This window comes from Mesorhizobium sp. M0904 (assembly GCF_040319475.1).
In the GTDB taxonomy this organism is placed as follows: domain Bacteria; phylum Pseudomonadota; class Alphaproteobacteria; order Rhizobiales; family Rhizobiaceae; genus Mesorhizobium.
On record NZ_JAMYOC010000031.1, the window covers coordinates 32804 to 53209 of the forward strand.

A 20406-nucleotide genomic window follows, 5' to 3' on the forward strand; every position below is an offset into this window, starting at 1 on the left:
CACTAGCCAAGGAGGCAGAATGATTCCGAAGGGTTAAGCTGAAGTTAACAATAGGGCGGTCACGGCCTCGCCTTGACGTTTGCCGTCTCCGGCACCGGCGTCAGCGCCTTGCGCTGCGAAAACCACGAGACCAGATTGTCGACGCACAGGTCCGCCATGGCGCGGCGGGTGTGCTGCGAGGCCGAGCCGACATGAGGCAAAAGCGAGGTGTTGGGCGCGGCAAGCAACGCCGCAGGCACGTTCGGCTCGTCGGCAAAAACGTCTAGCCCGGCAGCGGCGATGCTGCCGCTGGCAAGTGCGGCGGCAAGAGTTGGTTCGTCGACCGTGCTGCCCCTGCCGATATTGACGAAGACGCCGTTCGGCCCCAGAGCCGAGAGGATTTCGGCATTGACGGCCTTGTCCGTCGAGGCCCCGCCGGGCGCCACCGAGATCAGCGTGTCGACCGCCTCGGCGAGACCTTTCAGCGTCGGGTGATAGTCATAGGGCAGGCCTTCGACGCGGCGCCGGTTGTGATAGGCGATGGGCAGTCCGAAAGCATCGAGCCGGCGGGCAATGGCGAGTCCGATGCGGCCCATGCCGAAGATGCCGACACGGCGACCGCGCAAAGTCAGCCGGCTCAGCGGATAGTTGCCGTTGCGCAGCCAACTTCCGTCGCGCAGCCAGGCTTCGGCGCGCGGCAGTTCGCGGATGGTATTGATCAACAGGCCGAGCGCCGTGTCGGCGACCTCTTCGGTCAGCACATCCGGTGTGTTGGTGACCATGATGCCGCGCCGTGCGGCGTGGTGGACATCGACCGAATCATAGCCGACGCCGAAATTGGCGATAATCTCGAGCTTTGGCAGCGCGTCCATCAACGCGGCGCCTATGCCGCCAAAGGCGGCTATGCCGCGCACGGTAAGGCGCATCTCGTCGGTGACCAGCGACGGATCGGCGCGTTCGATCCGGACGCGGCTGAACGCCCCGTCGATGCGGCCGACCGCATGGTCGTTGAACTGGCCCGGCACCAGAATGGTAACAGCTTGCTGGTCGGTTTTTGTCATGCACGTTCCACCGGTTTGCCGGTCGACTGGCGCACATGCAGTTCCGGCTTGATCAGTTCCTGCGACGGCCGCACCGTCTGTCCGTTGAGTTTGTCGAGCAGCGCGCTGGCAGCGCGGCGGCCAACCTCACGCTGGCCGTTCCAGACCGTGGTTAGCGCCGGCGTCGCGATCGCCGCCTCCTCGAGGTCGTCATAGCCCGTGACCGAAATGTCGATGCCCGGCACCAGACCAGCGCGGGCAATGCCGTTCATCAGGCCGATGGCGACGAGGTCATTCCAGCAGCAGGCCGCGGTCGGCCTGTCCTTTAGCGCCAGGAACTGCCCGGCAGCCTCGAAGCCGGCCTGCTTGGTGCGCGGGCCGGCGATGCGCCAGGACGGCCTGACCTCAAGCCCCGCCGCCTCCATGGCGTTGACATATCCCTGATAGCGGTCGCGGCCGGTCGACGTCTGATCGGTACCGCCGATCATTGCGATGCGCTTGTGGCCAAGCGAGATCAGATGGTTGGTGGCAAGCCCGGTGCCATAGGCATCGTCGCCGCGAAACACCGGCACGTCGGCACCTTCGACGGTGCGTGCAATCAGCACTGCCGGGAGACCGTTCTCCTCGGCCATGAATATGTCTTCGGGAGGCGTGCCGATGGCCGGCGACATGATGACCCCGTCAGCGCCGAGCTGCAGAAGCGTGTCGATGAAAGTGCGTTGTTTCTCGAGCTGGTCGTAGTGGTTCGACAGGATGAAGGTTTGCCGGCTGCGGTCGAGCTCGCTCTCTATCGAACGCAATATCTCGGCAAAGAACGGGTTCATGATGTCGTGGACGACAACGCCGACTATGCCCGAGCGCGAGGTGCGCAGGCTGGCGGCGCGGCGGTTGTAGATATAGCCGATGGCGCGGGCATGTTCCTTGATGCGGTCGCGGGTGCCGCCGGCGACCAGCGGGCTGTCGCGCAAGGCCAGCGAGACCGTGGCCGTGGACACGCCGAGCGCATCCGCGATGGTCGAAAGCTTGATCTTCTGTGCCAGCGCCCTGCGCTCCCGAAGCAATTTAAACTGTTTAAAGGCCGGCTCTTATGCCATCGATTCCGAGCAAATCAAAGTTTTTTTGCCAGCGCTTCCGCCTCCGCGTCCAGCGTCGCGCGGTTGCGCAAACGAAGCCGGTGCTCACGGTGAACGATGTAGAGGCCGCTGGCGACGATGACTGTGGCACCGACCAGCGTCCAGCGATCGGGGAACTGGTTGAAGACGATCAGGCCGGAGATGATCATCCAGATCATCTGCGAATAGGGATAGGGAGCCAGGGCCGTGGTGGTGGCAAGGCGATAGGCCTGCACAGGAAGCCAATGACCGATGGCGCCGAAGACGCCAAGCATCAGCAATATGAACCAGTGCCAGCCATCCTGCGGCAGCGAAGGCGAAAACGGCAGTGTCGGCAAAAGCAGCACGGCCGGCGCCAGCGCCGAAAACAGGATGAGGCTTTCCGAGGTTTCCGTAGCCGACATGCGGCGCGTCATGATGACGTAGAAACTGTTCGACAGCATCGAGCCGAGCGCAAAGAGATGGCCGACGCCAAAAACGCCGACACCCGGCCGGGTGATGATGAGGACGCCGACAAAGCCGCTCATGATCGCCAGCCAGCGCCGCCAGCCGGCCCATTCGCCGAGCAACGGACCGGCAAGCGCGGTGATCACCATCGGGCCGAAGAAGTAGATCGAGGTGGTTTCCGCCAGTTGCAGCGTCCGCAGCGCCAGAATGTTGAACATCGTCGATCCGAACAGGAGCAGACCGCGCGTGATGTGCGCCGGCAGGTTGGCGGGACGAAAGCGCAGCGGCTCACGCCATCCTCGCAGAAAAACGCCGACGATCAGCACATGGACCGCGAAGCGGGTCCACGCGACGATCAGCGCCGAGACGCCGGCCAGGACAAGGTACTTGCTGCTGGTGTCGAGGAAGGTGAAAAACACATAGACGGAAAGCATGCACAGGATCGCCGCCGGCGATGTCGCGCTTTCGTCATGTCTTGGGGAAGCATTCAATTTCAGGCCGGACGGGAAGCAAGGCAGTCCTTCACCCATGCGGGAATTGTCGCCCGCGGGCAAGCCAAAAGAGGCTGGCACAACGACAGGCTCAGGTTTTGTTGCTGGTGGCCGGCGAGTCAGGCGTGCATGCGGGCGCCCTTGGTGATCTTGTCGACGAGTTTCTTTTCGGCGCGAAGCGCGATGCCGACCACCTTGGCATCCTCCGGCGCAAATTCGGCAAAGACGGCACGGTTGGCCAGATCATAACCAGTCGAAAACATTTCCCCGACATAGAGCGATACCGTCACACCACGCTCCAGCGCCCGCCGCTGGATCGCGCCGAGCGTCTGGCCGTCCGCCGAAAGCACGATGACCGGCTGGATCGACAGCGGGTTGTAGATGTTGCCGGCGCGATCACGGTAGGGATCGCCGATAATGTCGGGAAATTGCGCGACGATGCCGCTGGTCAGAAAGGCGGTGACATTGAGCTTTTGCCAGACGGGAAGATCATCCTTGAGCACGATTGCAAATTTCGTATCGAACATGCGACAGTTTCCAATCCCAAAGGGGGCCAATCCGAGGCTGCGAGAGAAGCGATGCCGCACGGTCTAGACGGGGAAGCCTTTCGGGGTCTTGGACGTTTGTGCGTGGATGCAGCCGAAAACTGCATCGTACCGGCACCCCGTGCTGCCGGCATGGAACGCATCGAGGCCCGGTTCCACGGCAACGCCTTCGATCTCCATCGCCACGACACCTATGCGATCGGGGTGACGCTTTATGGCGTGCAGCGCTTCCGCTATCGCGGCCAAATGCATCTGAGCCTGCCTGGCCAGATCATTATCCTTCATCCCGACGAACTGCACGATGGCGGTGCCGGCACCGAAGACGGCTTGCGATACAGAATGCTCTATTTGGAGCCGTCCCTGATGCTCGATTGTCTCGGCGGCGGATCACTGCCGTTCGTCAGGAATGCCGTGGTGACAGACCGCGATCTCCGCGCGACGCTGCTTTCGGCGCTCGGGCCGCTGGATCAGCAACTGGACGAGCTGTTTGTCGTCGATTTCATGACGCAGCTTATGCAAAGCCTGGCCCGGCACGCCGGTCAGCCGGCGAAACCGGTAGCGAAAACGGCGTGGCGCGCCGCCAGCCTGGCGCGCGACTATCTGGAGGAAAATGTCGCGCGGATTGTACGTTCAGACGAATTGGAGGCGATAACCGGGTTGGACCGTTATGCCCTGTCGCGGCATTTTCGCGCGACCTTCTCGACCAGCCCGCACCGGTTCCTGTTGATGCGCCGGCTTCAGCGAGCCCGTCGGATGATCGAAGCCGACGAGCCGCTGGCGCAAATCGCCATCGCAGCCGGCTTCAGTGATCAAAGCCATTTCAATCGGCATTTCAAGAAGGCGTTCGGCGTCACACCGGGACGTTGGTCGGCACTGACGCGGCGGCCGTCAGCGGCGAACGCGTGAGCTATTCAAGCATCTTGTCCTCGATATCCAGTTCGTCGTCCGGGAGCACCATTTCGCCGTTCGACAGGTTCGCCTCGACGCGGGCAAGCAGCTTGAACAGCGCTTTCTGATCCTTCTTGTCGAGACCCTTCAATGCCTGCTTTTCGGTCTTCTTCACCGATTTCTCGATGGCGTGGATGATTTCGCGGCCAGTGTCGGTGAGGAAAATATGCGCCTGGCGGGCATCGGCGGAGGAGGCGCGCTTTTCCAGAAAACCCTGCGCCTGCAGCCGGTTGATGGTCTTGGTGATGGTCGGCGGACGCACGCCGAGGCGGCCGGCAAGGTTGCCGGGCGTCTGCCCATCCTCGCGGTCGAGCGCCAGCATGATCTGGTCCTGGCCGGCATAGAAACCATGCGCCAGAAGCCGGGCGGCGAGCGCCGTGCGCGCCAGCCGCGCCGCCGAATGCAGCCGGCTCATTGTTGCAGTCTTGTCCGCCTTGGCCATGCTCATCCCTCCTCGGCCGAACCGGAGCGGACAGCATAGAAGCAGGCCGCCGGTTGGCAATGACCATCGAAAACATTCCGGCTCGGAAAATAGCTTTGCCGGCAAGCATCGCGGTGTTCGCCGTGGCTAATGCCAGAGGTTTATTTCAGTTAGATGACAAACGACTTTCTGGAAGGGCTGGATGGGACATGACGAGGCGTTCTCAACCGGCCTTCACCGCGACCACCATCAAGGCCTGAAAGGCGTCCGCCATTTCCCGCAGCGCTGCCTGTGACAGCAGCCCGGCCTGCCGCTTAATGCCGTCCCGCGCGTTCGATGTATCGCGTTTGCCCGGGCGATCTTTATAGGGCGCGACGGTGGCGAATATCTGCTCGCTGAGGCTGTCGGGGAAGAACATCTGGCCGGTCATTACGGAGCGGTCGTCAGGGAAAATCTTGAAATGGATGTGCGTGGTGCGGCCGCGATACCAGCCGGGATAGATGGTGGCGAAAGAAGCGATGCCGCTTTCATCGGTTCTCTGCCAGCCCCGCAGAAAACTCTGGCCGGACGTGTCGATATCCTGCCCGTCGCCCTGTCCGGGATAACCGGAATAGGCGCCCTGGGCGTCGCAATGCCAGATGTCGACGCGTGCGCCGGGAAGCGGCCGGCAGGCGGCGTCGACGATTTGCAGCCGCACATTGAGGGCGATGCCCTTCTTGCCCTCGGTGATATCGGCGCGTTCGAGCTTCGGGTCGAAATAGAACGGCCCTTCGGTGACCTCAGGCGTGATGGCGCAGACGCCGGCACCGGCTTCGAACAAAGCAAGCCCGGCATAGGGCGAAACCTTCCCGGCGCCCTTGCACCGGCGGGCAGGAATATGCCGCCAGCGGTAACCGCAACGAGACGGAGCGCCTGCCGACGGCTTAGTGGCAAGGACTTGTCGGACATCTGGCGTCTCTTCAATGCGAACAGCCCTCGTGAATGACCCTTTGCCTATCTAAGCCCACCGCCAACCCGCGCCAATGAAAGTTCGGCAATGTGAGGAAAGTTCGGCAATACCAGCCTCTCTTTGGTCCACCGGTTTGGCTCGTGCAAAAGCCGAGCACACATCCTATATGGAGCCGACAATCCCTATTCGAGGCACATTATGAGCGACGCACAGACGCAGATCCCCGTAACCGTCCTCACCGGCTATCTTGGCGCCGGCAAGACGACACTGCTGAACCGCATCCTTTCGGAAAACCATGGCAAGCGCTACGCGGTCATCGTCAATGAATTCGGCGAGATCGGCATCGACAACGAGCTGATCGTGGAATCCGACGAGGAAATCTACGAGATGAACAATGGCTGCGTCTGCTGCACCGTGCGCGGCGACCTGATCCGCGTCGTCGAAGGCCTGATGCGCCGGCCCGGCCGCTTCGACGCCATCGTCGTCGAGACCACAGGCCTCGCCGATCCCGTGCCGGTAGCACAAACCTTCTTCATGGACGACGACGTGCGTTCCAAGACCAGGCTCGATGCGGTGGTGGCGCTGGTCGACGCCAAGCACCTGCCGCTGCGCCTCAAGGATTCCCGCGAGGCCGAGGACCAGATCGCCTTTGCCGATGTCGTCGTGCTCAACAAGACCGATCTCGTCACCCCCGAAGAGCTGAGCAAGGTGGAGGCAACGATCCGCGCCATCAACCCGGCGGCACGAATCCATCGCACCACGCGCGCCAGCGTGGCGCTGTCCGAGGTGCTGGATCGCGGTGCCTTCGACCTGTCCCGGGCGCTGGAGAACGATCCGCACTTCCTCGAGGCGCATGACGATCACGACCATCATGATCATGATCATGACCACCACCACCACGATCACGACGGCCATTATCACCACGATCATGACGGCCATCATCATGCGCACCCTTCCGACATCCATGACGTGACCGTGCAGTCGGTGTCGCTGCGCGGTGGCGAGATGGACCCGAAAAAGTTCTTCCCGTGGATCGAGAAGGTCACCCAGATGGAAGGCCCGAACATCCTGCGGCTGAAAGGGATCATCGCGCTGAAAGGCGATGACGAGCGCTATGTCATCCAGGGCGTGCACATGATCATCGAGGGCGACCACCAGCGCGCCTGGAAGGACGGCGAGAAACACGAGAGCCGGCTGGTGTTCATCGGACGCGAACTCGATGCCGAGCGGCTGAAGACAAGCTTCGAGGCCTGCCAGGCCGCTTGATTTTAGCTACCTTCTTCCTTTTCCCCCTTGTGGGAGGAGGGGCAGCCGCAACGCTGGCGCTCTCTACTCACGACGATCCGAAGCACGGGTTGAGACGGGCGGCTCAACCCCTTAAGGGTGAGGCAGCAGAAACCTCGGACGGAATTATCTCTCATGCCCACAGTCGCCCCGCTCGATCTCGAAGGCCACTGCCTCGCCGCCGTGTTCCTCGGCGACGTGCCGCACTTTGCGCTGGCTGACGGCACAATCCATCGGCTCGACCACGGCCACAAGACGGTGCAGGCCAATGACGGGATGCTCGCCGCCTTCCATGATGCGGCGAACGACCGGCTGATCACCGGTGGTGAGGACGGCAGGATCTTTGCCGTGACCGCTGGCGGCAATACCGCGGAATTGGCGACCGCAGGCAAAAAATGGATCACCAGCGTCGCCGCCGGGCCGCAAGGCGCTGCTGCCTATGCTTCGGGCAAGATTGCCTATGTGCGCTTTGCCGACGGCAAAACCAGGGAATTCTCGCATCCGCGCTCGGTCGAGGGGCTGGCCTTCTCGCCCAAGGGCATGCGCTTCGGCGTTGCCCGCTACAATGGCGCGACGCTGCATTTCCCGGCCGCCGACGGCAAGCCGGTCGAACTCGAATGGGCCGGTGCCCACACCGGCATCACCTTCTCGCCGGACGGCGGCTTCGTCGTCACCACCATGCAGGAAAACGCGCTGCATGGCTGGAAGCTCGCCGACGGCAAGCACATGCGGATGTCCGGCTACCCCGGCAAGGTCAAAAGCCTGTCGTGGAGCGCCAAGGGCAAATGGCTGGCGAGTTCCGGTGCGCCGGCGGCGATCGTCTGGCCGTTTTCGGGCAAGGACGGGCCGATGGGCAAGGCGCCGCTGGAACTCGGCACGCGCGGCAATGCGATGGTCACCTCCGTCGCCTGTCACCCGAGCCAGGACGTCGTTGCTATCGGCTATGATGACGGCATGGTGATGGCGGTGCGTTTCGCCGACGCCAGGGAGGTGCTTTTGCGCCGGCCGGGCAAGGGCGCCGTCACCTCGATGATGTGGGACAGGCAAGAGCGCCGCGTCGCCTTTGGCAGCGCCGCGGGTGACTGCGGCGTCATCGATATTTCGGCGTAGCCTGTCACTTACTCGGCTCCGCAAGATACTTTGCCGGTCAATTCATCCGGTTTGCCGTCCTTTTCGGTATCAGCCGTAACATCATAGATTGAGAGCAAATAGCGGCCGTCATAGACGCCTTCGTCGCTGGCCTTGGTCAGGATCGCCAGTTCGACATAGCCGTAGGCGTTTTCGACCTGCCGTTCGTGGTAGACGAGCAGCCGCAATTCCTTGTTGTCGAGCCAATATTGCGTGAGGTTCTGATCCCCGAACACCGTCTTGCGCAGACTGTCGGCAGCCGGCCTGCCCAGAATTTCGAGCTCGCCGCTAAAATTGAAGGTCGGCCCGCCCATGCCTCTGGTGACCCCGGCACCGACCTGAAATTTGACGGCTGCATCCTCGGCGGAACACCAGATGCCGCCCGACGCCAGAGCCGCACCAACCGACGACAGCAGCGTTGCTGCGCAGACGATCGCCCGCACCATCTTGTCCCCTCCGGCCGAAGTACCATTGGCGCCCGAAGGCGGCTCGCGGTCAAGCGCCTGTTTCCATTTAAATGACCGCTGACCCAACACAGGGCAGCCGCCCGGCCAATTGCGGTGGCGGATGCCGATTGTTTAAACTGCGACTGAGAGGGGCCGCCATGAACGTCATCGACCATGCAAAGACTTCCATCGGCGGCATCGGCCCGGCCCGGATCGCCGAGTTGTACGAGACCGAGGCAGAAGTCTTCCGCCGGGCGCGGCCGAAATCGATGGCCATAATCGGCAATGGCTTGCCCGGCTTCTTCGGCGGCGTGCCGATGCACTGGATGAACGACTGGCCGACGCCTTTCCCGATTCTGGTCGACAGCGCCAGGGGCGCCACGATCACCGACATCGACGGCAACCGACTGGACGATTTCTGTCTTGGCGACACCGGCTCGATGTTCGGCCATTCGCCGCCGCCGGTCGCCCGCGCCATCCGCCGGCAGGCCGGACGCGGCCTGACTTATATGCTGCCCAGCGAAGACGCACTGGCCATCGGGCCGCTGCTGAAACAGCGGTTCGGCCTGCCTTTCTGGCAGATCGCAACGACGGCGACCGACGCCAACCGCTTTGCGTTACGCGTTGCCCGCGCCGTCACCAGCCGCGAGAAGATTCTGGTCTTCAACGGCTGCTATCACGGCTCGGTCGACGAGACTATGGTGCGGCTGATCGACGGCAGACCGGTCAACCGGCCGGGATTGGCCGGCGAGTTCCGCGACCTGACACGGGCAACTGATGTCGTCGAGTTCAACGATCTGCGGGCGCTCGACGCGGCACTCCGGGGCAACGATGTCGCCTGCGTCATCACCGAGCCGGTGCTGACCAACTCCTGCATGGTGCTGCCCGAAGCCGGCTTTCATGATGGCTTGCGGCGTCTTACTCGTGCGACCGGCACGCTGCTGCTAATCGACGAGACGCATACCATCTCGACCGGTCCCGGCGGCTATACGAGAAAATTCGGGCTGGAGCCTGATCTGTTCGTGCTCGGCAAGCCGATCGCCGGCGGCGTGCCGGCCAGTGTGTGGGGGATGAGCGAGGACGTCGCGACCCGCTATGCCGCCTATAACAGGGTGAAGGAACCGGGCTATTCAGGCATGGGGACGACACTGTCGGGCAATCCGCTGCAATTCGCGGCGATGCGCGCCGCATTGGAAGAGGTGATGACCGACGAGGCCTACGGCCATATGGATCATCTGGCGCGGCGGCTCGACGCCGGACTGACCGCCGTCATCGACCGCTACCGGCTGCCCTGGCATGTCTCACGTGTCGGCGCCCGCGTCGAGTTCATCTGCGCGCCCGGCCCGCTGAGGAATGGCGGCCAAGCGGAAGCAGCCCATGCGCCCGAACTCGAAGCGGCGATGCATGTCGCGCTGGCCAATCGCGGCGTGTTGATCGCGCCCTTCCACAACATGATGCTGATCTCCCCGGCCACGAGTGCGGCCCAGGTGAACCGGCTGATGACCGCCTTCGCGGCGGTTGCGGCCAGGCTCACGGCGTGAGACAAGCTTGCGACATGAGAGAAGCACGCAAGCCAGATTTGAGTTCCATAGTGACGTCACCTTCGGGTTCCACGCCGGCAGAGGCGCGAGCCTTTCTCGAGGCCCATCCCGAGATCGAAGCCTTCGATATCGTGCTGACCGACGCCAACGGTGTCGGGCGCGGCAAGATCGTGCGCCGGCACGAACTGACGAGCATCTTCGAGAACGGCCGGCACATGCCAATCTCGATCCTCGGCCTCGATATCACCGGCGAGGACGTGCACGAGACCGGGCTGATCTGGACGACTGGCGACGGCGATCTCCGGGCATGGCCGATCCCTGGCACGCTGGTGCCGCTGTTCGGCACGCAGCCGCCGCGCGGCCAGGTGCTGATGGCGATGTACCATCTCGACGGTCAGCCGATGTCGTCCGACCCGCGGCTGGCGCTCGCCCGCCAGGTGGATATCCTTGCGGCCAAGGGCCTGCATCCGGCCGGCGCCTTCGAGCTCGAATTCTTCCTGCTCGCCAACGAGCGCGATGCCGAAGGCAAGGTGCAGCCGGCGCACGCGGTGCTCGACGGACGCCGCTCGGCCAAGACGGAGGTCTATTCCGTCGACCATCTGCACGGCATGGAGCCACTGTTTTCCGACATCTATGCTGCAGCCAAGGTGCAAGGCATCCCGGCCGAGACGGTCATTTCCGAATATGCGCCGGGCCAGTACGAATTGACGCTCAACTACCGCAAGGATGTGATGCGGGCGGCTGACGATCTCGTCATGCTCAAGCGTCTGGTGCGGGCGCAGGCGCGCCGTCATGGTGTCACCGCTTGCTTCATGGCCAAGCCGATCGAGAAATATGCCGGCTCGGGCATGCATTTTCATGTCTCGCTGCTGGACGATGCCGGCAAGAATGTCTTTGCCGAAACCGGCGGTGAAAGCTGGTCGCTGCCGCTGCTGCGCGGCCTCGGCGGACTGATCCAGACGATGGCGGAATCGATGCTGGTCTTTGCGCCGCACGCCAACTCGTGGCGGCGCTTCGTCTCGCAATCCTATGCGCCGGTGGCGCCGACCTGGGGCGTCAACAACCGTTCGGTGGCACTGCGTGTGCCGGCCGGCGACGCAAAAAATCGGCGCATCGAGCACCGGCCATCGGGCGTCGACGCGAATCCTTACCTTGTGGCAGCAACGGTGCTGGCAGGCATCGTCAAAGGCCTTGACGAAGGCCTCGATCCCGGTCCCGAAACCACCGGCAATGGCTACGAATCGGCCGTCACGCGCACGACGATGCCGGTCGACTGGCGTGCCGCGATCGAGGCGGCAAGGGCGTCGAGTTTCCTCAAGGGCGCATTGGGCGAAGACCTGCACCGGACGTTCGTGGCGATCAAGCAATCGGAATATCTGCGCGTGGCGCGCACGGTCAGCGAACTGGATTATCACCTCTATCTGCACGAGGTGTAGGGCATCACATCGTCGGCCATCCGCCGTCGAAGGCCCATGCGGAATAATTTCAGCGGAACCTTCGGCGGGCTTTGCTCATTGCGTGTCTGATTGCAGGAGCGAACAAGGCCGCCTTAGTCATGATCGCCAGGATGCAGCCAACCCCGACGCCGCACGATGCCAAGGTGCAGGCAAGAAGCTTGCCTGCAAGCAAGTCTCCGGAAACGACAGAAATCGACGCCAGAACGATTCCTGAACTGCGCGAAACGGCCAAGATCTGCCGCCGCTGTCCGCTATGGCACGACGCCACGCAGACGGTGTTCGGTGAAGGCCCTGATATAGCCAAGGTGATCTTCGTCGGCGAACAGCCGGGCGACCAGGAGGATCTGGCGGGCAAGCCTTTCGTCGGTCCGGCCGGCAAGGTGTTCGACGCGATCCTGGACGATGCGGGCGTCGATCGGCTGAAAGTCTACGTCACCAACGCGGTCAAGCATTTCAAGTTCGAGCCGCGCGGCAAGCGGCGCATCCACTCGAAGCCCAATGCCGGCGAGGTGCAGGCTTGCCGCTGGTGGCTCGACAAGGAGATCGATCTGATCAAGCCCAATCTGGCGGTAGCGCTCGGCGCGACGGCGGCGCAGGCGCTGCTCGGCAAGGTGGTGCCGATCATGAAGATGCGCGGGGCGGTGGTGGAGCGCGACGATGGCTTGCGTGTCTTCGTCACCATCCACCCGTCCTTCATCCTGCGCATTCGCGAGCCGGCGGATAAGCAGGCAGAACGCGACCGGTTCCTGCAGGATATGAGAGCGGTGAAAAAGCTGATGGCCGCCTGAGCTATTTGATCAATATCGCCCGGAAATCGTTGACGTTTGTGCCGGTCGGACCGGATACGAAAAGGTCATCTACGGCATTGAATGCCGTCCAGGCGTTGTTGCCGGCAAGCATGGCCTTGGCATCGACGCCCGCCTTACGCATCCGCGACACGGTCGAGCCGTCGGCGAAGGCGCCGGCATTGTCTTCCGAACCGTCTATGCCGTCAGTGTCGGCGGCCAGTGCGTGCACGCTGACCATGCCGCTGATGCCAATGGCGAAGGTGAGCAGGAATTCTGAGTTGCGGCCGCCTTTGCCTTTTGCGCGCAAGGTCACCGTCGTCTCGCCGCCGGAGAGGATCAGAACCGGTTTTGCAAACGGCCGGTTGCGCGTCGCCACTTCGCGCGCGATCGCGGCGTGGACGCCGCCGACCTCACGCGCCTCGCCCTCGATGGAATCGGAGAGAATGACCGCCTGAATGCCTTGGCGCTTCGCTTCGGCCGCTGCGGCTTCCAGCGAGACGCCGGCGGAAGCGATCAGATGCACCTCGTTGCGGATAAAACGCGGGTCGTCCGGTCGTGGCGCATCGGCCGCCGGCGAATTGATATGCGCCATGACCGAAGCCGGCAGGTTCATGCCATAGGCAGCGATCGACGCCAATGCGTCCTTACGACTGCCTATGTCCGGTACGGTCGGACCAGAAGCGACCAGAGCCGGATCGTCGCCCGGAATGTCAGAAACAACCAGCGAGACCACCTTGGCTGGATATGCGGCGGCCGCCAGCCTGCCGCCCTTGATCGTGGAAAGATGTTTGCGGATGGTGTTCATCGCGGCGATCGGCGCGCCGGAGGCGAGCAGCGCCTCGCTGACGGCGATCTCGTCGGCCAGCGTCAAGCCTTCGGCAGGTGACGGCAGCAGCGCCGAGCCGCCGCCCGAAATGAGCGCCACGACGAGGTCGTCCGCAGTCAGTCCCTGGACTTTTTCGAGCAGCCGCCGGGAAGCTTCGAGCCCTGCGGCATCCGGCACCGGATGCGCCGCCTCGATGATCTCGATGCGCCGGCAGGTCGCGCCATAGCCGTAGCGGGTGACGACCAGCCCTTCGATCGGCCCGTCCCACACTTTCTCGAAAGCCGCCGCCATCTGCGCCGAGCCTTTTCCTGCACCGATGACGACCGTGCGGCCCTTCGGCCTTGCCGGCAGATGATCCTTGATCGTCCTCTGGGGATCGGCGGCGGCAACGGCGGCGTTGAAGATCGAAATGAGAAAGGACTTGGGGTCTACCTCTGTCATTTTGCTTCCGCCGGCAATGCCAGCTCGCGCGCGTCGATGCGGAGATGCTCACACAGCGCATCGACGACCACGCCATGGTCCTCACGCTCCGGCAGGCCGGAGACGGCGATCACGCCGATGACGCCGGCGCCCTTGACAGAGATGGGAAAGCCGCCGCCGGCCAGCACGTAGTCGGCAATATCCAGTCCCTCGCCTGGCTTGAAGCTGCGGTCGGGGCGCTGCTGCTCCAGCACCATGCGGTAGGTGCTTTTCAGGAACCGCCGCACCACGTTGATCTTGCGCCGCGCCCAATCCGGATTGGAAGCGTTCGAGCCGGGCATCGCCGCATAGAACAGCGGCCGGTCGAAGGTTCTGATATCGACGATGATCGGCAGGTTTTCCTTGAGAGCCCGGTCGCGGATCGCCGAGCCGATCTCGAAAGCGACGGCTTCATCGAAGCCCGAAAAGACAAGCGTGGCTTCCTGTTTCTTGATCAGAGCGATGTCGTCCGCAACGGCCATGTCGTTCCCCTGTCAACTTCGCCGCACGCTTTGCCGGATGGCTGCCGCACGGTCAAGCCGGTCGCATGCGACAGCTAAACCGCCATGTCCGTCTTGGCCGCGCGGCCGGCGACATAGACCTCGCGCACGGCGCGGTCGTCGCCGAGCGTCTGCAGCAGAAACAATTCCTCGGCGAGCGTGTCCGCCGTCTCCACCCGCAGCCGCATCGCCGGCGTGGCGCGGGCGTCGAGCACGACGATATCTGCGTCGCTGCCTTCCTCGAGGGTGCCGATCTTTTCCGCAAGCGACAGCGCCTCGGCATTGCCGCGGGTCAATTGCCAGAACGACTGGAACGGATTGAGCTTCTCGCCGTTCAGCGCGATCACCTTGTAGCCCTCGTCCATGGTGCGCAGCATCGAATAGTTGGTGCCACCGCCGACATCGGTGGCGGCGGCGATGCGAAGCGGCTTCTCGCGGCGGCGATAGCGCTGATAATCGAAAAGGCCCGAGCCGAGAAACAGGTTGGAGGTCGGGCAGAACACCGCCACCGAGCCGCTATCGGAAAGTGCGTCCGCCTCGCGTTCCGAGAGATGGATGCAATGGCCGAACAGGCTTCTGCGGCGGAGCAGCCCGTAATGCTCATAGACATCGGTATAGTCGCGCGCCTGCGGATGAAGCTGCTGCGTGAAGGCGATCTCGGCATGGTTTTCCGACAAATGCGTCTGCATGTGCAGATCAGGATATTCGCGGCAGAGCGCGCCCGCCATCTCCAATTGCTCGGGCGACGAGGTGATGGCGAAGCGCGGGGTGATGGCATAGTGCTGGCGCCCCTTGCCGTGCCACTCCTCGATCAGCGCCTTGCTGTCGTCATAACCCGATTGCGGCGTGTCGAGCACGCCTTCCGGCGCGTTGCGGTCCATCATCACCTTGCCGGCGATGTTGAGCATGTTGCGGTCATGCGACTCGGCAAAGAACGCTTCGGCAGATTCCTTGTGCACCGAGCAATAGGCTGCGACAGTCGTCGTGCCGTGGCGCAACACTTCATCCAGGAACAGCCTGGCGATACGGCGGCCATGCTGGGCGTTCTGGAATTTGGTCTCTTCCGGAAAGGTGTAGGTGTTCAGCCAGTCGAGCAGCTCGGCGCCGAAGGAAGCGATGACCTGCATCTGCGGAAAATGCGCGTGCGCATCGATGAACCCGGGCAGCAGCAGATGTGGCCTATGGTCGATCTTTTTTGTTCCCTCGCCCGCCTTTCTCTCGACCTCGGTATAGGCGCCAGCGGCAACGATCCTTCCGTCGCGCATCAGTAGGCCGCCATCTTGCTCGTAGCGCCAGGCGGAATGGTCGTCGATAGTTTCTGGCCAGCGCAAAAACGACAGCGTGCGGCCGCGCAGGAGCGTGCTGGTCATGCTATTTCCCCGCGCCTTCGAACCAGGCTACCAGCAGTGCCCGTTCCTTGTCGGTGATCTGGGTGACGTTGGCGGGCGGCATGGCGTGGCTGCGTCCGGCCTGCAGGTAGATCTCGCCGGCGTGCTCGGCGATACCGGCATCGGTATCGAGCATCACGCCCTTGGGCGCGTGGTAAATGCCCTCGTAGGACGGCTCCGCCGCATGGCACATCGAACAGCGGCCAAGCACCGTATCACGCACGGCGGGAAAATGCGCCGAGGCGACGTAGACCTGTGCCGCCGAGGACGTTTTGACCTCGCCGGTCAGCAGCTTCGGCGCCGTCGACAGCCAGATGATGACGACGAACAGGACGGCGGCGGCCAGCCAGGTCCAGGTCGGATTGCCTTTGCGCGCATGCCTGGTGTTGAAATAGTGCCGGATCAGCACGCCTATGATGAACACCAGCGAGGCAATGACCCAGTTGAACTCTGTGCCGAACGCCAGCGGATAATGGTTCGACAGCATCAGGAACAAAACCGGCAGCGTCAGGTAGTTGTTGTGCAGCGAGCGCTGTTTGGCGATCTTGCCGTATTTCGGATCGGGCTTACGGCCGGCGATCAGGTCGGCGACGACGATCTTCTGGTTGGGGATGATGACCATGAAAACGTTGGCCGACATGATCGTCGCGGTGATTGCGCCGAGATGCAGGAAAGCGGCGCGGCCGGTGAACAGGTGGGTCAGCCCCCAGGCGATGAACACCAGCACCCCATACAGCACCACCATCAGTCCGGTGTCGCTGTTGCCGAGCGGCGAACGGCATAAGAGATCGTAGACCACCCAGCCGACGCCGATCGTCGCCAGCGACAGCAAGATGCCTGCAGGCACCGACATGGCGAGCACATTCGGATCGATCAGGAACAGGTCCGCCCCGGCATAGTAGACGACGCACAGCATGGCGAAGCCCGACAGCCAGGTGGCGTAGGATTCCCATTTGAACCAGGTCAGGTGCTCGGGCATTTCGGCCGGCGCCACCAGATATTTCTGCACGTGGTAGAAGCCGCCGCCATGCACCTGCCATTCCTCGCCGAAGGCTCCGGCAGGCATGCCCGGACGCTGGCGCAGCCCGAGGTCGAGCGCGACGAAATAAAAGGACGATCCAATCCAGGCGATGCCGGTGACGACGTGCAGCCAGCGCACGGCGAAACTCAGCCAATCCCAGAATATCGCGAAATCCATCATGAAAAATCGTCCCTGCCGATCGGCTGACTTTACGGGTTGGAGCGCAAACGGAAAGGCCCGAGACGCACGATGACTTTCAAAAAAAATTGGAAAATACTAGGCTGATCATACGCAGCCACATGAGAGCCACGAAAGCCGCATGGCCTATCTCGATAACATCGCCGTTTTCGTCCGTGTCGTCGAGCTCGGCAATTTGTCGGCGGCTGGGCGCGACATGCGCATTTCGCCGGCGGTCGCTTCCAACCGGATCAAGGAGCTCGAGAAGCATCTTGGCGTCAGGCTGTTCAACCGCACAACGCGGCAATTGATGCCGACCGAGCACGGCGCGGTGTTCTACTCCGGCGCCAAGCAGGTACTGGATGCGGTCACCGAGGCGGAAGCGGCAGTCAGCGCGTTATCCGGCCAGCCGCGCGGCACCATAAAGGTGACAGCGCCGCTCGGCCTCGGGCGGCGGCTGGTGGCATCGGGCATTCCGGATTTCCACGACAGGTACCCCGATATCGAGGTGCGGCTCCGGCTTTCCGACCACAATGTCGACATCATGAAAGAAGGCATCGACGTTGCGTTCCGGCTGGGCATCATCGAGGATTCCAGCCTGAGGATGCGCGGCATCATGGAATGCGAGCGCGTGCTGGTGGCGGCCCCACAATATCTGGAGGCGCGCGGCGAACCGAGAGAGCCGCAGGAACTGATCGGCAAGAAGCACGATTGCCTGATGCTGCGCTATTCCGGCGCGCGTGAATATGTCTGGACGCTGCAGACGCCGAACGGCCCGCAAAAGTTCGAGGTGCACGGCCCTTACGATACTGATGATGGCGACGTGCTGACCGGCTGGGCGCTGTCCGGCCGCGGCATCATCAATAAACCGCGCTTCGAGGTCGAGCCGTTTATCCGCGACCAGCGGCTGAAGGTGATCCTGAGCAACACACCGCCGACGCCGGTGCAGTTTGCCGCCGTCTACCCACACAAAAAGCTGCAGGATCCGAAGGTGCGGCTGCTGCTCGATTTCATGGCCGAGCGCTGCCAGCGGCTGATCCGGGATATTCTGGCCGGCAAATGATCGCCGGCTGGCCGGTTGCTTTCCGTCCAGCCGACGAGATAATTCCCAAGGAATCTCGCTCAACAGGGAAAAGCGATGGCCGACGGCGCCACAATGTGTCTCGCCGTTTCACTGTCTCCGGAAGCCGCCCCTTCCCATCCGCCCGGCGCCGGCCCGGACTTCAGTCTGCTGGCGCGGTTCGTGCAAGAAGCCGAAGCGGCCGGCCTGGACATGGTGTTGCTCGGCGATTCCGCGCCGGTTGCAAGTGGGCCGAACCGGCAAATGCGCTTCGAAGCGACGACCTTGCTGGCAGCGCTGGCTACGGTGACAAGCAGGATCGGCCTCGTCGCGCGTCGACGGTCGCCCACCAGCCCTACAATCTCGCGCGTCGTTTCGCCTCGCTCGATATTATCAGCCATGGTCGCGCCGGCTGGAACGCGAGCATGACGTCCGAACCGCGCGAGGCGGCCAATTTCAGCCGGCCGGAAGGGTTTTCCGGCGACGATTTCCACCTGCGCGCAGAGGAATTCATCGGCATCGTGCAAGGTTTGTGGAAAGGCTGGGACGCAGACGCGCTGCTGTTCGACAAAGTTGGCGGCCGCTTCTTCGATCCCGAGAAGATGCACCTTCTCGACCACAAGGGCGAATATTTTTCCGTGCGCGGGCCGCTCAACGTGGCGCGGTCGCCGCAGGACACGCCGGTGCTGGTCATGTCCGGCCTGTCTGAGCCCGCCATGGATATCGCCGCCCGCACCGCCGATGTCGTGCTTCTGGATGAGCCATCGATCGAGCCGGCGAAGGCTGGCGATCTGAAGCGCCGTGCGCTTACCTTCGGGCACAGGCCGGAGGCGCTGAAAGTGCTGATGAACGTTACCGGCAGCGCCGAAATAACCGCGCCGGACCTGTTTGCGGACAGGCTCGAAGAGCGCTTTCGCTCGAAAGCCTGCGACGGTTTCAACATCGCCATGCCGTTCACATCGGCGCTCGACGATTTCGTCGGTCTCGTGCTGCCGGAGCTTCGCCGCCGCGGCCTTGTCCGGTCCGGCTACAGCGCGGCGACACTGCGCGCCCAGCTCGGGCTTGCAGGGGAGGATCGGCAATGAGCGCCGGTCGGGGCCAGATGAAGCTCGGCGCCTTCCTGTGGGCGACAGGCCACCACATCGCCGCCTGGCGCCATCCGCAGGCGCATGTCACGGCCGGCATCGACATCGATCATTACATCCAGCTGGCGCGGACGGCGGAAGCGGCAAAGTTCGACATGATCTTCTGCGAGGACGCCGCCGGCGTGCGCGAGGCCAATGTCAACATCGCCAGCCAAACGTCGCGCTCGATCGGCTTCGAGCCGATCAGCCTGCTTGCGGCGCTCGCGGTGCAGACGGAGCGCATCGGCCTCGTCTCAACGGCGTCGACGAGCTATAACGAGCCTTACGGGCTGGCGCGAACCTTCGTGTCGCTCGACCATCTGAGCGGCGGCCGAGCCGGCTGGAACCTTGTCACTTCGGCCAGCCAGATCGAGGCCGCCAATTTCGGCTCGACCGGACTGCGCCCACATGCGGACCGCTACGAACGCGCGCGCGAATTCGCTGCCGTGGTTGCTGGCCTTTGGCAAGGCCAGGGTGGACACGAAGGCAGAAGTTTTTCGGCGCGTGACCCGCTCGATCTGCCGCGCTCGCCACAAGGTGCACCGGTTATGGTCCAGGCGGGAGCGTCGGATGAGGGCCGCGATCTCGCCGCCCGGACCGCCGATGTGGTGTTCACTGCGGCGCAAACATTCGAGGAGGCAAAGGCCTTCTACGACGACCTCAAGGGACGGCTGGCTGCCCATGGGCGCGAGCCGGAGGACGTCAAGATCATGCCCGGCGTCGCGCCGGTCGTCGCGGCAAGCGAAGCGGAAGCCCGGGCAAAACATGATGAACTGCAGGAGCTGATACCGGACGATGTCGGTGTCGCGCTGCTTTCCAGCTATCTCAGCATATCCGATCTCGCGCGCTATCCCATCGACGGACCGCTGCCCGAGCTGCCGGCCAGCGAAGGCATGCAGAGCCGGCAGGCGCTCGTCATCGAGCAATCACGCCGCGACAATCTGTCCATTCGCCAGCTTGCCCGTCATTTCGCCGGCGCGCGCGGCCATTGGCGCGTCGTCGGAACGCCCGCCCAGATCGCCGACGAGCTCGAGGCACGCTTCGAGGGCGGCGCGGCAGACGGTTTCAACGTCATGCCATCCTATTTTCCCGGCCAACTCGATGCCTTTGCCACACTAGTCGTGCCGGAGCTGCAGCGGCGCGGGCTGTTCCGTACGCATTATGAAGGCAGCACGCTGCGCGACCATCTGGGCTTGAAAAGGCCGGCGTAAACGACGAGCGGAACGAAAGTCGGAGATCGCCGTTTTGGGATGCTGTGCCGCGCGGCGATGAGGG

At 63.3% G+C, this 20406-nt stretch carries 21 protein-coding genes; 10 read left to right on the forward strand and 11 right to left on the reverse strand.

The features are described 5' to 3' along the window. Positions 1-59: 59 nt before the first annotated feature. The 4 genes from NKH80_RS26820 to NKH80_RS26835 form a co-directional block, all read right to left on the reverse strand. The gene (locus NKH80_RS26820; protein WP_352994668.1) at positions 60-1040 is read right to left on the reverse strand and encodes a 2-hydroxyacid dehydrogenase; all 981 of its coding nucleotides are present in this window, start codon (positions 1038-1040) and stop codon (positions 60-62) included. Beyond that, a complete protein-coding gene (locus NKH80_RS26825) occupies positions 1037-2059 on the reverse strand; it encodes a LacI family DNA-binding transcriptional regulator (protein ID WP_254816382.1) in 1023 nt (340 codons plus the stop codon). The genes NKH80_RS26820 and NKH80_RS26825 overlap by 4 nt, the downstream gene beginning before the upstream one ends. 68 nt (positions 2060-2127) lie before the next feature. Next, complete coding sequence (locus tag NKH80_RS26830; RefSeq protein WP_352994671.1) at positions 2128-3012, reverse strand: DMT family transporter; 885 nt, start codon at positions 3010-3012, stop codon at positions 2128-2130. Positions 3013-3188: 176 nt separating this feature from the next. Beyond that, positions 3189-3596, reverse strand: a complete 408-nt coding sequence (locus tag NKH80_RS26835) for a DUF2000 family protein (protein ID WP_352994674.1) — start codon at positions 3594-3596, stop codon at positions 3189-3191. Between the two features lie 51 nt (positions 3597-3647). Here NKH80_RS26835 and NKH80_RS26840 point away from each other — a divergent pair, with 51 nt between their 5' ends. After that, on the forward strand, positions 3648-4520 hold the full coding sequence (locus tag NKH80_RS26840) for an AraC family transcriptional regulator (protein WP_352994732.1): 873 nt from the start codon (positions 3648-3650) through the stop codon (positions 4518-4520). 1 nt (position 4521) lies between these two features. Here the strand turns inward: NKH80_RS26840 and NKH80_RS26845 are convergent, their stop codons facing one another. Next, positions 4522-5004, reverse strand: coding sequence for a MarR family winged helix-turn-helix transcriptional regulator (locus NKH80_RS26845; protein WP_254816029.1), 483 nt, complete (start codon positions 5002-5004; stop codon positions 4522-4524). A gap of 202 nt (positions 5005-5206) precedes the next feature. After that, on the reverse strand, positions 5207-5803 hold the full coding sequence (locus NKH80_RS26850; protein ID WP_352994677.1) for an intradiol ring-cleavage dioxygenase: 597 nt from the start codon (positions 5801-5803) through the stop codon (positions 5207-5209). A gap of 327 nt (positions 5804-6130) precedes the next feature. Here NKH80_RS26850 and NKH80_RS26855 point away from each other — a divergent pair, with 327 nt between their 5' ends. Together NKH80_RS26855 and NKH80_RS26860 are read left to right on the forward strand one after the other, a co-directional pair. Beyond that, positions 6131-7198 (forward strand): CobW family GTP-binding protein, encoded by a 1068-nt coding sequence (locus tag NKH80_RS26855; RefSeq protein WP_352505892.1) that lies wholly within the window; start codon positions 6131-6133, stop codon positions 7196-7198. A 153-nt stretch (positions 7199-7351) separates the two neighbouring features. Continuing rightward, on the forward strand, positions 7352-8326 hold the full coding sequence (locus tag NKH80_RS26860) for a WD40 repeat domain-containing protein (protein ID WP_352505893.1): 975 nt from the start codon (positions 7352-7354) through the stop codon (positions 8324-8326). Between the two features lie 8 nt (positions 8327-8334). On the opposite strand, the gene NKH80_RS26865 is transcribed toward NKH80_RS26860, so the two are convergent. Continuing rightward, on the reverse strand, positions 8335-8790 hold the full coding sequence (locus NKH80_RS26865; protein WP_352994680.1) for a hypothetical protein: 456 nt from the start codon (positions 8788-8790) through the stop codon (positions 8335-8337). A gap of 158 nt (positions 8791-8948) precedes the next feature. Between NKH80_RS26865 and NKH80_RS26870 the strand changes: the two genes are divergently transcribed. The 3 genes from NKH80_RS26870 (at position 8949) to NKH80_RS26880 (ending at position 12576) form a co-directional block, all read left to right on the forward strand. Continuing rightward, positions 8949-10331, forward strand: coding sequence for an aspartate aminotransferase family protein (locus NKH80_RS26870; RefSeq protein WP_352994683.1), 1383 nt, complete (start codon positions 8949-8951; stop codon positions 10329-10331). Between the two features lie 14 nt (positions 10332-10345). Further along, positions 10346-11767 carry a glutamine synthetase family protein gene (locus NKH80_RS26875; protein WP_352807425.1) on the forward strand — a complete coding sequence of 474 codons (1422 nt, stop codon included), beginning with the start codon at positions 10346-10348 and terminating at the stop codon, positions 11765-11767. A gap of 86 nt (positions 11768-11853) precedes the next feature. Continuing rightward, entirely contained in the window at positions 11854-12576 is a 723-nt protein-coding gene (locus tag NKH80_RS26880) for a UdgX family uracil-DNA binding protein (RefSeq protein ID WP_352994735.1), read from the forward strand. Position 12577: 1 nt separating this feature from the next. Here NKH80_RS26880 and NKH80_RS26885 read toward each other — a convergent pair whose 3' ends face one another. The 4 genes from NKH80_RS26885 to NKH80_RS26900 form a co-directional block, all read right to left on the reverse strand. Next, a complete protein-coding gene (locus NKH80_RS26885) occupies positions 12578-13843 on the reverse strand; it encodes a glycerate kinase type-2 family protein (RefSeq protein ID WP_352882246.1) in 1266 nt (421 codons plus the stop codon). Then, positions 13840-14343: a heme-degrading domain-containing protein gene (locus NKH80_RS26890; RefSeq protein ID WP_352800659.1), complete on the reverse strand. Its 504-nt coding sequence runs from the start codon at positions 14341-14343 to the stop codon at positions 13840-13842. The genes NKH80_RS26885 and NKH80_RS26890 overlap by 4 nt, the downstream gene beginning before the upstream one ends. A gap of 74 nt (positions 14344-14417) precedes the next feature. Continuing rightward, positions 14418-15731: a guanine deaminase gene (gene guaD / locus NKH80_RS26895; protein WP_352994688.1), complete on the reverse strand. Its 1314-nt coding sequence runs from the start codon at positions 15729-15731 to the stop codon at positions 14418-14420. A gap of 1 nt (position 15732) precedes the next feature. Next, positions 15733-16950 carry a urate hydroxylase PuuD gene (locus NKH80_RS26900; RefSeq protein WP_352882241.1) on the reverse strand — a complete coding sequence of 406 codons (1218 nt, stop codon included), beginning with the start codon at positions 16948-16950 and terminating at the stop codon, positions 15733-15735. 139 nt (positions 16951-17089) lie between these two features. Between NKH80_RS26900 and NKH80_RS26905 the strand changes: the two genes are divergently transcribed. The 4 genes from NKH80_RS26905 (at position 17090) to NKH80_RS26920 (ending at position 20342) form a co-directional block, all read left to right on the forward strand. Next, positions 17090-18010, forward strand: a complete 921-nt coding sequence (locus NKH80_RS26905) for a LysR family transcriptional regulator (protein ID WP_352882238.1) — start codon at positions 17090-17092, stop codon at positions 18008-18010. A gap of 75 nt (positions 18011-18085) precedes the next feature. After that, positions 18086-18436, forward strand: a complete 351-nt coding sequence (locus tag NKH80_RS26910) for an LLM class flavin-dependent oxidoreductase (protein WP_352994691.1) — start codon at positions 18086-18088, stop codon at positions 18434-18436. Beyond that, positions 18400-19092, forward strand: a complete 693-nt coding sequence (locus NKH80_RS26915; protein WP_352994738.1) for an LLM class flavin-dependent oxidoreductase — start codon at positions 18400-18402, stop codon at positions 19090-19092. Before NKH80_RS26910 ends, NKH80_RS26915 begins: the two co-directional genes overlap by 37 nt. Next, the gene (locus NKH80_RS26920) at positions 19089-20342 is read left to right on the forward strand and encodes an LLM class flavin-dependent oxidoreductase (protein WP_352994694.1); all 1254 of its coding nucleotides are present in this window, start codon (positions 19089-19091) and stop codon (positions 20340-20342) included. Before NKH80_RS26915 ends, NKH80_RS26920 begins: the two co-directional genes overlap by 4 nt. The last annotated feature ends 64 nt before the right edge of the window (positions 20343-20406 follow it).

Coding starts and splice junctions, on each gene's coding strand:
- NKH80_RS26820 (WP_352994668.1), bottom strand. CDS start 1,040: ATGACAAAAACCGACCAGCAAGCTGTTACCATTCTGGTGCCGGGCCAG.
- NKH80_RS26830 (WP_352994671.1), bottom strand. CDS start 3,012: ATGCTTTCCGTCTATGTGTTTTTCACCTTCCTCGACACCAGCAGCAAG.
- NKH80_RS26835 (WP_352994674.1), bottom strand. CDS start 3,596: ATGTTCGATACGAAATTTGCAATCGTGCTCAAGGATGATCTTCCCGTC.
- NKH80_RS26840 (WP_352994732.1), top strand. CDS start 3,648: ATGCCGCACGGTCTAGACGGGGAAGCCTTTCGGGGTCTTGGACGTTTG.
- NKH80_RS26845 (WP_254816029.1), bottom strand. CDS start 5,004: ATGGCCAAGGCGGACAAGACTGCAACAATGAGCCGGCTGCATTCGGCG.
- NKH80_RS26855 (WP_352505892.1), top strand. CDS start 6,131: ATGAGCGACGCACAGACGCAGATCCCCGTAACCGTCCTCACCGGCTAT.
- NKH80_RS26860 (WP_352505893.1), top strand. CDS start 7,352: ATGCCCACAGTCGCCCCGCTCGATCTCGAAGGCCACTGCCTCGCCGCC.
- NKH80_RS26865 (WP_352994680.1), bottom strand. CDS start 8,790: ATGGTGCGGGCGATCGTCTGCGCAGCAACGCTGCTGTCGTCGGTTGGT.
- NKH80_RS26870 (WP_352994683.1), top strand. CDS start 8,949: ATGAACGTCATCGACCATGCAAAGACTTCCATCGGCGGCATCGGCCCG.
- NKH80_RS26875 (WP_352807425.1), top strand. CDS start 10,346: ATGAGAGAAGCACGCAAGCCAGATTTGAGTTCCATAGTGACGTCACCT.
- NKH80_RS26885 (WP_352882246.1), bottom strand. CDS start 13,843: ATGACAGAGGTAGACCCCAAGTCCTTTCTCATTTCGATCTTCAACGCC.
- NKH80_RS26890 (WP_352800659.1), bottom strand. CDS start 14,343: ATGGCCGTTGCGGACGACATCGCTCTGATCAAGAAACAGGAAGCCACG.
- guaD (WP_352994688.1), bottom strand. CDS start 15,731: ATGACCAGCACGCTCCTGCGCGGCCGCACGCTGTCGTTTTTGCGCTGG.
- NKH80_RS26900 (WP_352882241.1), bottom strand. CDS start 16,950: ATGATGGATTTCGCGATATTCTGGGATTGGCTGAGTTTCGCCGTGCGC.
- NKH80_RS26905 (WP_352882238.1), top strand. CDS start 17,090: ATGGCCTATCTCGATAACATCGCCGTTTTCGTCCGTGTCGTCGAGCTC.
- NKH80_RS26910 (WP_352994691.1), top strand. CDS start 18,086: ATGGCCGACGGCGCCACAATGTGTCTCGCCGTTTCACTGTCTCCGGAA.
- NKH80_RS26920 (WP_352994694.1), top strand. CDS start 19,089: ATGAGCGCCGGTCGGGGCCAGATGAAGCTCGGCGCCTTCCTGTGGGCG.